Annotated in this window: 13 protein-coding genes; 11 read left to right on the top strand and 2 right to left on the bottom strand. The window is 30.7% G+C overall.

Going from position 1 to position 13,525, the window contains the following annotated elements:
- Window positions 1-13: 13 nt before the first annotated feature.
- Both J2Z80_RS04525 and J2Z80_RS04520 read right to left on the bottom strand, forming a co-directional pair.
- Window positions 14-397, bottom strand: a complete 384-nt coding sequence (locus J2Z80_RS04525) for a nucleotidyltransferase domain-containing protein (RefSeq protein ID WP_209453334.1) — start codon at window positions 395-397, stop codon at window positions 14-16.
- The gene (locus tag J2Z80_RS04520; RefSeq protein ID WP_209453333.1) at window positions 357-788 is read right to left on the bottom strand and encodes a HEPN domain-containing protein; all 432 of its coding nucleotides are present in this window, start codon (window positions 786-788) and stop codon (window positions 357-359) included. The genes J2Z80_RS04525 and J2Z80_RS04520 overlap by 41 nt, the downstream gene beginning before the upstream one ends.
- A 452-nt stretch (window positions 789-1,240) precedes the next feature.
- Here J2Z80_RS04520 and J2Z80_RS04515 point away from each other — a divergent pair, with 452 nt between their 5' ends.
- The 11 genes from J2Z80_RS04515 to J2Z80_RS04465 all read left to right on the top strand — a co-directional run bounded on the left by J2Z80_RS04515 (window position 1,241) and on the right by J2Z80_RS04465 (window position 13,465).
- A complete protein-coding gene (locus J2Z80_RS04515) occupies window positions 1,241-1,945 on the top strand; it encodes an N-acetylmannosamine-6-phosphate 2-epimerase (protein WP_209453332.1) in 705 nt (234 codons plus the stop codon).
- Window positions 1,929-2,780, top strand: a complete 852-nt coding sequence (locus J2Z80_RS04510; RefSeq protein ID WP_209453331.1) for a MurR/RpiR family transcriptional regulator — start codon at window positions 1,929-1,931, stop codon at window positions 2,778-2,780. The genes J2Z80_RS04515 and J2Z80_RS04510 overlap by 17 nt, the downstream gene beginning before the upstream one ends.
- Window positions 2,781-2,797: 17 nt before the next feature.
- Window positions 2,798-3,685 carry an ROK family protein gene (locus J2Z80_RS04505; protein WP_209453330.1) on the top strand — a complete coding sequence of 296 codons (888 nt, stop codon included), beginning with the start codon at window positions 2,798-2,800 and terminating at the stop codon, window positions 3,683-3,685.
- Window positions 3,686-4,981 carry an ABC transporter substrate-binding protein gene (locus tag J2Z80_RS04500; RefSeq protein WP_209453329.1) on the top strand — a complete coding sequence of 432 codons (1,296 nt, stop codon included), beginning with the start codon at window positions 3,686-3,688 and terminating at the stop codon, window positions 4,979-4,981.
- 61 nt (window positions 4,982-5,042) lie between these two features.
- Window positions 5,043-5,924, top strand: a complete 882-nt coding sequence (locus J2Z80_RS04495) for a carbohydrate ABC transporter permease (protein ID WP_209453328.1) — start codon at window positions 5,043-5,045, stop codon at window positions 5,922-5,924.
- A gap of 1 nt (window position 5,925) precedes the next feature.
- Window positions 5,926-6,786, top strand: coding sequence for a carbohydrate ABC transporter permease (locus tag J2Z80_RS04490; protein WP_209453327.1), 861 nt, complete (start codon window positions 5,926-5,928; stop codon window positions 6,784-6,786).
- Between the two features lie 11 nt (window positions 6,787-6,797).
- Entirely contained in the window at window positions 6,798-8,018 is a 1,221-nt protein-coding gene (locus J2Z80_RS04485; RefSeq protein ID WP_209453326.1) for an alpha amylase family protein, read from the top strand.
- Window positions 8,019-8,030: 12 nt separating this feature from the next.
- Entirely contained in the window at window positions 8,031-9,395 is a 1,365-nt protein-coding gene (locus J2Z80_RS04480) for an FAD-dependent oxidoreductase (RefSeq protein ID WP_209453325.1), read from the top strand.
- A gap of 25 nt (window positions 9,396-9,420) precedes the next feature.
- On the top strand, window positions 9,421-10,341 hold the full coding sequence (locus J2Z80_RS04475) for a GNAT family N-acetyltransferase (protein WP_209453324.1): 921 nt from the start codon (window positions 9,421-9,423) through the stop codon (window positions 10,339-10,341).
- On the top strand, window positions 10,338-11,873 hold the full coding sequence (locus tag J2Z80_RS04470) for a DUF4127 family protein (protein ID WP_209453323.1): 1,536 nt from the start codon (window positions 10,338-10,340) through the stop codon (window positions 11,871-11,873). Before J2Z80_RS04475 ends, J2Z80_RS04470 begins: the two co-directional genes overlap by 4 nt.
- A 2-nt stretch (window positions 11,874-11,875) precedes the next feature.
- Window positions 11,876-13,465: a glycoside hydrolase family 84 protein gene (locus tag J2Z80_RS04465; RefSeq protein WP_209453322.1), complete on the top strand. Its 1,590-nt coding sequence runs from the start codon at window positions 11,876-11,878 to the stop codon at window positions 13,463-13,465.
- Window positions 13,466-13,525 lie beyond the last annotated feature (60 nt).

Here is a 13,525-nt window from a genome sequence, read left to right as displayed (position 1 = left end):
GGATTTCTCCAACCTAACCTGAAACAATATCTTTTTTTAGTTTATCCCATATTCCGTCATCATAAATTACAATACCCTTTTCAATTGCTTCAATAGAAATGGGATTATTTTTAAAATATAGTTTTTTAAATTCCTCAGTGTTATAGCCTTTTGGTTCGATCACATCGAAAACATAATCGTATAATAGTTTCATTCTTTCTTTATAATTGATAGGCATTTTATCTGATATTATTATTACGTCGATATCACTGCTATCATTAAAATCTCCTCTGGCAACTGAACCGATTATAATTGCACACATAGGATGTAAAACATCGCTAATAATTTGCGAGTATTTCTTGCCTATACCTATTAGATTATTCCTTTTCTGCTCCCTTATTATCATTGCTGCATTCATTTATATACTCCTCCACATAATTTAGGATATTTTGGGCGTATTCCAATGATATTTTTGCATCATTTTCATCATAATATTCGTAAGGACTTCCTGATGGGTAAGCATCCGGGTATCGTGGTTGAATGTAATCTCTGTCAAGTTTTCTAGCCCACTTATTATAATCATCAGGTTTATTAATTCCAGCATTATCAAGATCATTTGCTAATTTAACAAGTGAATGGCCTACTATAGAAATGCCAAACGCTCTTAAAAGTGCTTTAACAGCATATTCCGCAGCTTGTTGTGCTTTAAAACATGACCATGAATAATCTCCATCTTTATAATCTCTATAAGCTGATTTCAATGTGTGAATTGCTTGATTAAACCATCTGTTGAATTCATCCATATCCATACTGTTCACCACCAATACAATTTACTATTTTAATTATACATTAGCATTTTTGGATACACAACTACAAGTAAAATCGTGAATTATATCGAATATTTTTAGTTTTTTTAAATCTTATATATCAAATATTCTAAATTATCAAATAACAACTATTGACAAATTTTAGTATTAATGTTCTTAAAAAGGGGAAAATTTTTTTAATCATGCTGTAATAATTTGAGAAAAAATATTTTTATGGCTCTAAAAAGTAACATTATAATTTGAGAATTTTGGAAATGATAAAATGGCTAATTTGAAAATTGATAATAAATATAAAACTATAGCATATAGGAAAGAAACTCAAATTATTAACTAAATTTTACAAAAAAATTTTTCTTTTTTTATTAAAATAAAGAAGGAATTTTTTAATTAATGTCAAATATATTAATATAACAAAAAGAAAAGAGGAGATGCCAATGAAGGTATTAGATGATATAAAAAATGGACTAATAGTTTCATGTCAAGCACTTAGTGATGAACCACTTCACAGCCCTTTAATAATGGCAAAAATGGCTAAAGCTGCAGAAATGGGAGGAGCTGTGGCTATAAGGGCAAATGGTTATGAAGATATAAAAGCTATAAGAAGAGAAGTGAAACTTCCTATTATAGGTCTTATTAAAAAAAATTATGAAGGGTATAAGCCATATATAACACCTACTATAGAAGAGGTAAGTGCAGTTGTTAAAGCTGGCGCGGATATTGTAGCAATTGATGCCACTAAGTTGATTAAACCAGGAGATATATCAACAAAAGATCTTTTAAGGGAAGTTAAAAAATTATATCCGAATATTTTGGTAATGGCTGATATATCTACTTATAACGAAGGAATTGAAGCTGAGAAAGTCGGATTTGATATTGTATCAACAACACTTTCTGGTTATACAGATTATAGTCCAAAGCTCGATGGACCAGATTTTGAATTAATTGAAAAGTTATCAAAAGTGTTGAAGATTCCACTTATCGCTGAAGGAAGAATATGGACTCCAGAAGAAGCTATTAAAGCATTAGAGCTTGGAGCTTATGCAGTTGTTGTTGGAACAGCTATAACAAGACCTCAAGAGATAACAAAGCATTTTGCTGAATCAATAAGAAAGGCGGTAAAATATGCAGGAACAAAATAGCGTCGTATTAAAAATTAGAAGTGTATATAATTCATTGACAAATGCTGAAAAAAAAGTAGCTGACTATGTTCTTGAGAACTCGGAAGAAGTACTTTATTCTTCAATAACAGAACTTGCAGAAAAAATTAATGTAGGGGAAACAACAATAATTAGATTCTGTAGACATATTGGATTAACTGGCTTTCAGGATTTCAAATTAAATATTGCAAAAGAGACAACGAGCCCAGAAACAAGTATACACGAGAATATAACTTTTAGTGACACAATTGATGTACTTTTGCAAAAAATAACTACTGAAAATACATTGGCTATTTCAAATACTACAAAAATGTTGTCAATCAGTGAACTTGAGAAGGCTGTCGAAGAGATCATAAAAGCAAATAAGATAGAAATATACGGTGTTGGTGCATCTGGCTATACTGTACTTGATGCAAAGTACAAATTTATGAGGCTTGGTTTAAACGTTGATGCTAATTTAGATCCACATATACAGGCCATATCAGCGGTTAACCTTAAGGAAGGTGATGTGGCAATTGGAATATCTTTTTCAGGTAGTACAAAAGATACTGTAGAAACATGTAAGTTAGCTAAAGAAGCTGGAGCAAAAGTTATTTGCATTACAAATTATGCAAGATCGCCTATTACTGCAGTAGCGGATATAGTATTGCTAACATCTGCAAAAGAAACGCCATTAAGAAGTGGTGCTTTAACTTCTAAAATAGCTCAGCTTCATATACTTGATATTTTATATACGTGTATAGCAGTGAAAATGAAGGATAAAGCAGTTCAAAATCTAAACAAAACTGCTAAAGCAGTTTTAGATAAATTGTATTGATTTAAGGTGTTTATGAAATGAAAAAAGTTATTGGTATAGATATTGGTGGTACAAAAATTTTAGGTGGGGTTATTGGTTCAAATGGAGATTTAATTAAATTTAAAGAGACTTCAACAGATGCTAATTTAGGCAGAGATCACATATTGAAAAAATTATTCGGTGTATTAGATGATTTATTTGATACTGATATAGAAGGAATTGGTATTGGTTCAGCCGGTAGAATTAATTTTAATACAGGTGAAGTTATTTATGCTACAGATAATTTACCAGGGTGGACTGGCATAAATTTAAAAGAAATTATTTCTCAAAAATATAGGACAAAAACAATAGTTGAAAATGATGTTAATGCGGCAATTGTTGGTGAAAATTGGCTAGGCTCTGCTAAAAGTTTTAAAGATATTTTAATGATAACTTTAGGGACAGGTGTTGGGGGTGCAATAATACTAGATGGTAAATTGATAAGAGGAAGTCATTTCAGCTCAGCGGAAATTGGCCATACTATTTTGTATCCTGGTGGCAAAAGATGCAACTGCGGGCAAAATGGTTGCGTTGAACAATATATATCGGGTACTGCAATATATAAAAGATACAATGAAATAGCAGGCTCCAATTTGGTGAATAGTGCGAAAGATGTTTTTAAATTGTATATGAAAAACGATAAAATATCAAAGTTAGTTGTGGATGAATTTGTAAAATCGCTCTCATTATTAATTTTTAACATAAGAAATTTTATTGATCCTGAAATAATCATTCTCGGAGGTGGTGTAACAAATTCAAAAGATCTGTGGTGGGAATATTTAAAATCACAAATAAAATGTGATTTAAATATTTCTGTTGCAGGACTTAATAACTTTTCGACAGTATATGGGGCTGCAAAATTAATTTTAAATGAGGGGGTTGTTTAAATGATTAAAAGTAAGATATTGAAAACAGTAAGTATGTTGCTGGTGCTAGTTATGATTGTAACAGCATTTACTGCTTGCGGAAACAGTTCATCAAAGTCCAATTCCAATAATGCCAAGACTTCTAATAATACTGCCGAAAAAATAACATTACAATTTTGGACTATATCCTTAAGACCAAAGTTTGATAACTACTTCAATGATTTATTTGCAAAATATAAGAAGCTTCATCCAAATGTTGAGATTAAATGGACAGATTTACCATATGACGCAATTCAAAATAAGTTAGTGGCATCAACTGCAGGTAATGATGTACCAGATGTTGTCAACTTAAATACAGATATGGCATTGCAGTTAGCAGCAAAAGGAGCTTTGGTTGATTTAAATAAAGAAGCAACAGATGAACAAAAAAGTATATATATAAAAACATTATGGGAATCAACAAAAATAAAGGATGGGATATATGCTTTTCCATGGTATGGTGCACCTTCAGTTATGATTTATAATAAAGCGCTGTTTGAAAAAGCAGGAATGAATCCACCAAAGACATATGATGATGTATTCCAAATGGCGAAAGAATTTAAAGATAAGACTGGAGCTTATTTATATGTTCCAGACTATTTCCACAATGAGGCATACTGGGGTTATGGTATAAATATCCTTAACGAAGATAAGACAAAAGCTGCTTTTAATACACCTGATACATTAGCATTGTTGGAAAAATTTAAAGAATATTATCAGAATGATATTTTCCCATTAGATGCAGAAGGTAACTGGACAAAAATGCTACAACTTTATTCAACGGGAAAACTTGGGCTTATAAACTCTGGAGCACAATCTTTATCCCGTATAAAAGATGAGGCACCTGATATTTACAAAAATACAGATATTACACAACCATTGGTAGGTAAAAGTGGAGTTATAGATAATCCAATAATGGATTTAGTAGTAATGCAAAAAAGCCAACATCATAAAGAAGCTATAGATTTTGCAAACTTTGTAACTAATGATGAAAATCAGCTTGAATTTGCGAAGGAAGCAAAAGTTTTTCCTTCGACAATAAAAGCATCACAAGATTCTTATTTCAAATCTGATACATCAACTCTAGAAGGCAAAGCCATATCTATTGCAGCAGATTTTCTAAGCAAATCAACTGACAAAACGCTAGGTGTGCCTAATAGTGGCGACATAACATCAGAATTAATCAAAGAAACTGATGAAGCATTTCATGGACAAAAGACGCCTAAACAAGCACTTGATGATGCTGAAAAGAATGTAAATCAAATGTTATCAGGTTAGTAATAGTAGTAATAATTTTGAGCAAGGCTTAAAAAGCCTTGCTCCTTAAGGGGTTTTAGAAATGGAGAATAAGTTAAAAAAATCATTGATAGCTTATTTGTTTATTCTGCCAGCTATGATTTTTCTTGTGATTTTCGTTTTTTATCCAATAGTGGCAAGCATACCATTAGCATTTTATGATTATTCTGTTGTTGGGCAATCAAAATTTGTTGGGCTGGCTAATTTCTCAAGAGCTATACATGACCATGAGTTTTGGGTTTCAGTAGAAAATTCAATATTATTTGTTGGAGTTGTCCCACCGCTTCAGCTATTGTCAATCCTATTAGCTATATTTGTAAATAGAAAGATAAAAGGCATATCATTTTTTAGAGTTTTATATTATATACCTGTTGTTACTTCTATGGTTGCAGTTTCAATTACATGGGGTTGGATTTTTGATCCACATGGGTTACTTAATACATTTATGATTGAGCATGGTATTTTTAGTAAACCAATATCTTTTTTAAATGATCCTAGATTTGCACTATTATCATTAATGTTTATTACTATGTGGCAAGGACTTGGATATTATATGATGATATACCTTGCAGGACTTCAATCAATTCCTAAAGAATTAGAAGAGTCAGCTTATGTTGACGGAGCTACAAGAACCCAAACATTATACAAAATTACTATCCCGCTATTAAAACCATATATATGGTTATGTACATTTATGAGCATTTTATCTGCAGTCAGAGTATTTGATGTTGTATATGTGTTAACAAATGGGGGACCAGGAGATGCAACTATGGTAACAAGTGTTTATCAATTCCAGAAAGCATTTACGGATTTTAACTTTGGTTATGCATCAGCGATAGGCTTGTTAGTTGCTATTTTGACAACAGCATTAAGCATATTAGTATTCATATATGGTGGTAGAAAAGGAGGAATGAGTTATTATTAATATGGAAACTTTAAATAATAAATCTGTAAATTACAAAAAAGTAAAATCTATAAAAAAGATATTTTCATTAACAATAACTTACTTAATATTGATAATAATAGCAATATTTTTAGCAGGACCTTTTATTTGGCTTGTATCTTCATCATTTAAAACAGGCCAAAATATTTACACAATGGATTTAATTCCACATCCATTTACATTAGCTAATTATATAGGTGTGATTAATTTTATATCAATACCTAAATATATTTTGAACACAGTAATAATAACAGTTTCAGGAATAGTGCTTGATGTTGTGTTAGCTTCACTTGCAGCATATCCTTTGGCTTGTATGGATTTTTATGGCAAAAATTTAATATTTTCTGCATTAGTTAGTACCATGATTTTGCCGGCTGCTGCAGGGCTAATTGTTAACTACCTGACTATATCAAAAATGGGCTTACTTGATACTTTGACTGGTGTTATTATCCCAGGTGCGGTATCTGTTTTTAGCATAATACTTTTAAGGCAATCTTATTTGACTGTACCAAGGGAATTAATTGATGCTGCTAAAATAGATGGTGCATCAGAATTTAAGATATGGTATAAGATAATGCTTCCGGAAGTTATGCCAGCAATCTCTACGATTGTAATATTTGACTTTATAGGTCTATGGAATTCATTTTTGTGGCCTATAGTTGTGTTACAAGATCCGAATAAATATCCTTTAGCAACGGCTCTAAAATATTTATCTGGCCAGTTTAATTATAAATTTGGCTATGTAGCTGCAGGAACAGTATTATCCATAATTCCAGTTATAATAGTATTTCTAGCTTTTCAAAAATATTTCATTAATGCTGTTGCAGGTGCTATAAAAGGTTAGGAGGAGTAAGTTTGGATAAAGATTATTATCTATGGATAGAAATTCATGCTAACAAGAATATAATTCTCGATAATAAATACTTCGAAAAAATACTTGATAAATGTGTTAAATATAGAATTGGTTCTATTGTACTAAGTGTTAAAGATCCATCAAGTTTTTGCATATACAAAAGTGAAATAGCACCACATTATAGTTGTTATGATTCAGAATTTGAAAAGGATAAAGATTATCTTGAATTATATATAAAACAAGCACATGATAGAAATTTAAGGATATATGCCGCTGTAGATGTCTTCTCGGAAGGAAATAAGGAAAATAAAAGCAATTTGTCAAAAGGCTATGAACACCCATATTGGCAAACATATCTATATGGAATTAATAATGAAGGTAAATCGTCTATAAAACCAATTACGGATATAGATGAATTAAAAACGTTTGATTCTATTGATGATTTTTCTGACGTTTTTGTCAATCCCGTAAGAGAGGATGTTCAGCAGTATGAGGAAAGCGTGATAAATGAATTGATTAATAATTATGATATTGATGGTATTGTGCTTGACAGAGTCAGATTCATAGGACTTGCAGCAGATTTTAGCGAATATACTAAAGATAAATTTGAGGAGTTTATAGGAAAGAAAGCGTACAATTGGCCTACAGATATTTATGAACTTAAAGTAGATGATAATGGTGATAAACAAGTTATCTATGGGGATCTTTTTGGGGATTGGATAACTTTTAAGGCATCAAACATCAAAAAATTCATTATAAGAGTTAGAGAAACAATAAACAAATCAAACAAAAAAATTGAATTTATAGATTATGCAGGAACGTGGTATCCAATTTATTATCAGGTTGGAGCAAATTGGGCTAGTGAAAAGTATATACCAGAAGATTATCCGTGGGTAGGAAAAGAGTATTCAAAAACTGGTTATGCTGAATGTCTGGATAAACTGATGTCTGGATTTTATTATCCTGATGTAACAATAGATGAGGCGATTAAAAATGGTAAACCTGCATATTGGTATAGCGTGGAAGGCTCTGGGATAATGGCTAGTAAAGTAACAATGAATGTGGTGCCTATCATTGGAAGCCTTTTTGTGAAACAGTATGAAGGCAAACCAGAGAACTTTAAAAAAGCAGTTGATATGTGTTTTAAGAAATCACAAGGATGTATGTTGTTTGATCTAAGTTATATTGAAGAGTATGATTGGTGGAGATTACTGATTGATTAGGGAAGTGTCATCATGAAATATTATTTATATAAAAATAATAAAATACCGATTTTAGATGATGAATATGATGTTATAGTTGTTGGAGGTGGTACAGCAGGCTCTATTGCTGCAATTGCATCTGCTAGAGAAGGAACCAAAACATTAATAATAGAAAAATATGGGTTCATTGGTGGTTCATCAACTGCTGCTCAGGTTACACCAATGATGCATGTTAATATTAAAGGCAATCCGGCTTCATCTATAGATAAAGAAATTCGTAGAAGGCTTATAAATTATGGGTATGGTGCAAAAGACTCAAGTGGAAATGACGGATGGTTTAATCCGGAAATGATGAAATTTGTTCTTGAGGAAATGATGTTAGAGTATAATGGTTCAATTTTCTATGATACTTTCTTTTTAGACAGTATAGTAGAAGACAATACGATAAAAGGCGTGCTTGTTCATAATAAATCAGGAATAAGCGCAATACTTGGAAAGCTTGTTATTGACTGTACTGGCGATGCCGATGTAGCATTTTCTGCGGGAGTACCATGCTTTATTGGTGATGAGAGAACTGGTAAGAATCAGGCAATTTCTTTAAGATTTATGGTTGGAAATATTGATCTTATAAAATTACAATCATTTCTTAAAGATCTTGGCCAAAATTGGGGTCTGGATTATCCGCTTATTGAAACTGCAATGGTATGGAATGGTAATTTTCCGCTTGAAAATGTCTTTAAAAAGGGTCTTAATGACAAGGTTATTAATTATGAAGATGGAGTTTATTTTCAAGCATTTTCGATACCAGGAATGCCCGGTGTAATGTCTTTTAATTGTCCGGAGATACCAGAAATCAGGGATGTTCTTAATGTAAAGGAAATATCTTATTCATATCAAAAAGGTAGAGAAATGATACAAAGACTTTATAAGTTTTTAAAAAAATATATACCAGGCTTTGAAGAAAGTTATATATTAACTGTTGCTCCTATGATCGGGATTAGAGAATCAAGAAGAATAAAAGGAAAGTACATTTTAAACGTTGATGACTATAATAACAGATCAAAATTCGATGATGCAATTGCAAAAACGGCGTATCCAGTTGATGTGCACGGTATAAAAACCGAAGTTAAGATTGTGCCTATAGAAAATAATGAATATTTTGAAATACCATTTAGATGCCTGGTTCCACTAAATATAGAAGGATTATTAGTTGCTGGAAGATGTATATCTTCAACTTTCATAGCTCAATCATCAATAAGAATACAGCCAACGTGTAGAGCAACAGGAGAAGCTGCAGGTATTGCTGCTGCATATAGCATTCAAAAAGACATGAAGGCCAGCGAGATAGAAGGGCGTGAAATTAGAAAAATTATGCGTGATTATGGCTATGATATATAATTTAAACTTTGAGAGGTAATATAATATGTTTGAAAATATAACAAAACAAGATGTTGATGGGGTAATAAAATTATGGGGATATAATTTTGATAAAAAATATCATATAGATAGAGATAGATTTATAAAAAATGTCTTTGATGATGTTGATTTTTATAGTAATGGTTCATTTATTTTAAAAATCGACAATGAAGTTGTTGGGCTTATAATAGTAAAATTAAATAATAGAAAAATTGAGGAGTATGAAAATTGTGCATGGTTGAATATATTGCTAGTTGACAAAAAATTTAGATGTCATGGCTATGGAACATCACTTTATAAACTCTCAGAAGAAAAACTGATAAATTTGGGAGTTAGAAAAATCTTACTTGGCGGTGATATAAATAATTTCTTTTCTGGCATTCCTGAACCATCTCATGAAGTAGAGCGATTTTTTAAAGATTTGGGCTTTCAATTAAATGAACCACATTATGATTTAATGGCGGATGTTTCAAAATTAGATTTTAGTAAACTTAATGTTAAAATAAATATGGATAGCAGCTATATAGTAAAAGAATTTCGATTAAATGATATTAATTCTCTTAATAAATTTTTTGACAAGAATTTTCCTGGCAGATGGAAGCATGAAATCAATAATTATATCGAAAATAATGGTGACTTCCAAAATATAATATTAATGTGGAGCGACAAAAGTGTAATAGGATTTTGTAAGATAAATGTGGATGCAACTGGAAATGGATCGCTTGGACCAATAGGCATTGACATAGATTATAGAGGTAAAAAACTAGGAAATAAATTATTACTTGAATCGCTTAATCTATTGAAAATGAGGGGAACGAGAAATGTTGTTATAGATTGGACAATTCTTAAAGAGTTTTATGGACAATTTGGATTTAGGCCATATAAATTCTATAAAAGTGGATTTAAAGAACTGGGGGATAATCAATGAATAAAAAAGTAATGTATATTCCGCTTGATGAAAGGCCTTGCAATTATATTTATCCTAAAATGATAATGGATATAAGCGATATAGAAATGATTGAACCTCCATTAGATATACTTGGTAATAAAAAAAGTGCAGCAGATGTAGATAAACTTAAAGATTGGATAATCAATAACATCAACGATGTAAGTCATCTTGTAGTGTCAATTGATATGTTATTATATGGAGGAATTGTTCCATCCAGACTTCATAGAATGACATATAATGAATGCATTAAGAGGCTTGAATTAATCAAAGAGTTAAAAACTATGAATAGAAACTTAAGAGTTTATGGATTTAATCTTATTATGAGATCGCCATCATATAATAGTTCTGACGAAGAACCAGATTATTATGAGGATTATGGTGAGAAAATATTTCAATATGGGGTTTTATCTGATAAATTAGAACTTAATGTTGCAGCGGATGAAGATATAAGTGAATATAATAAAATTAAAAATCAAATTCCTATGGATGTATTAAATGATTTTTTAAACAGAAGACGTGTAAATCATCTAATAAATTTGAAAGTTGTTGATCTTGTAAAAGAGGGGATAATTGATTTTTTGATTATTCCAATGGATGATTGTTCGAAGTATGGGTTTTCTGCAAGAGAGCGCAGAAAGATTATGAAATATATAAGTGACCTAGATTTGACAGATAGGATATATTCATATCCGGGCGCAGATGAAGTAGGGTGCACACTGATCGCGAGAGTTTTTAATGAACTGAAGAATAGAAAACCAACAGTTTTTATAAGATATTCATCTGAAATAGGTTCTACGTTAATACCGAGATATGAAGATAGAAGTCTTAATGAGACAGTTAAATACCATATTATTTCGGCTGGAGGGATAATAATAGATAATAGCTCTGATGCTGATTTCATTTTGATGGTTAATCCGCCATCGGAACTTACATTAAAATTGTCTGAAAACTGGGATTCTATATTAAGCAAAATTGATATCATTGATCCAGAAAGAAATTTAAATGAATTTGTAGAAGCCATCAATTATTATATTAATAAAGGTAAATTATGCTCTGTGGCGGATGTTGCAATGCCAAATGGCTCAGATAATCAATTAATGCAATTAATTAAGAAGTACAATTTACTAAAAAAACTTCTTTCTTACGGCGGATGGAATACATCTTCAAATACATTAGGCACAGTTATATCACACAGTATGATTTCGTCTTATTATTCTAGACAAAATATATCTTCACAAGACCAATTGATTGCTTCGGAAAAATTTTTATATCTTAGATATCTAGAAGATTGGGGATATCAACATTTTATAAGATCTTCTGTAACAGACTCATTAGACACTTATGGCCTCAATTATTTTACCCTAAAGGATAAAGGAAAATTAATATCTGAAATTATTAAAAAGAAACTTTATGAATTTAGTGAAAAAAATTTAAATGATTTTCATTACAATTTTGATGTTTATATGCCTTGGAATAGGATGTTTGAAGTAGGAATAAAGATTGGAGGATAAAAATGATTGATATTGTACCAGAACCTAAAGAAATATTTTTCACTGGTGATGAAAAGATATACAAAAAATTGGTAAATATTACGGTTGAAGAAAAAATTGATGAGTTTGATTTACCTGAATTTATAAAAATAGTTAGAATGGATGGCGATTTAAAACTAAAAACATATAAAAATGAGAAAATACCAAGTGAAGGATATAGAATAAAAATAAAAGATGATATATTAGTTGAATATAGTGACTATAGGGGTTACCAGTATGCAGTTGATACTGTCTTTAATCTATTCAAGAAGAAAGGTGACTATGTCATCGTACCTGAGGTGGAAATAATCGATTGGCCTTCATTCAAAATGAGAGGAATAATAGAGGGCTTTTATGGCGAGCCGTGGAGTTTTGAAGATAGGATTGATATGATATCATTTTTGAGAAGACATAAAATGAATACATATTTTTATGCGCCAAAAGATGATCCGTATCACAGAGAAAAATGGAGAGAGCCATATCCAATAGATTTACTTAATAAGTTGGATGGTCTAATAAATAAGTGCAATGAAAAAAACGTTGATTTTGTGTTTTCTGTTAGTCCTGGAAACTCTATAAAGTATACAGATGATTATGATTTTAAGCTTTTATGTGAAAAATACGATATTATTGCAAATAAAGGCGTAAGAAAATTTGCTTTGTTATTAGATGATATAGACTATAAATTAAAATATGAAGATGACATTAAAGAATTTTTGATACCAGGAAATGCACATGCATTTTTGTGCAATAAAGTTTTTTCCTATCTAAAAGATAAATACAATGATATTGAATTTATAATGTGCCCGACAGAGTATCATCAGGAAGAAGATTCCGATTACAGAAGAAGTCTTAGGGAAAAACTTGATAAAAATATATTAGTTTTTTGGACAGGAATAGGTGTAACTGCGCCAACAATTACTAATTCTGATGCTGACAATATATCTAACATATATAAGCATGAGCTTGTATTATGGGATAATTATCCTGTAAATGATTATTCCAAAGATAATTTATATTTAGGTGCAGTAATAAATAGAAGCCGTGGATTATATAAACATAATTGTAAGTATATATTATCAAATCCAATGAACCAAGCCGAAGCGTCTAAGATATCACTAATTACTTATTCATATTATATGTGGAATCCAGAAGCATATAACCCGTATATAGCTTTAGAAAAAGCTTATAAAGAGATAGGTGGAGATGGTTGGAAATATGTTAAATTTTTATGTGAGAATGCTGAAAATCCTCCAATGTGGCCTTTTAAGACTTGTGTAAGTAAGTTAATAGAAGAATATCAACTAACAAAAGATGACATCATTTTGGAAGAACTTGATAAGATATTTGAATCAATTTATGAATTGCCAAATAATTTAGAAAAAATTGTTGACAATAAGAGATTTTTGAAAGATATTAGACCATGGTATAAAAGGATAAAAATAGATGGTAAAATAGGAAGAATAGCTATAAACGTATTAAAAGATAAAGAAAATATTGATGTTTTGGAAGAATTGCTAGATGAAAGCAGAAAAATTGAAAATAAACATCATGCTTTGACAGCATCACGATAAACGAAAACTATCACGATAGACAGTAGGAATCGTGGTATAATTAGAGTGTACGGCACAGAG

Source organism: Thermoanaerobacterium butyriciformans (genome assembly GCF_017874545.1).
GTDB classification, from domain to species: Bacteria; Bacillota; Thermoanaerobacteria; order Thermoanaerobacterales; family Thermoanaerobacteraceae; genus Thermoanaerobacterium; species Thermoanaerobacterium butyriciformans.
This window is presented reverse-complemented; position numbering and strand designations above follow the sequence as displayed.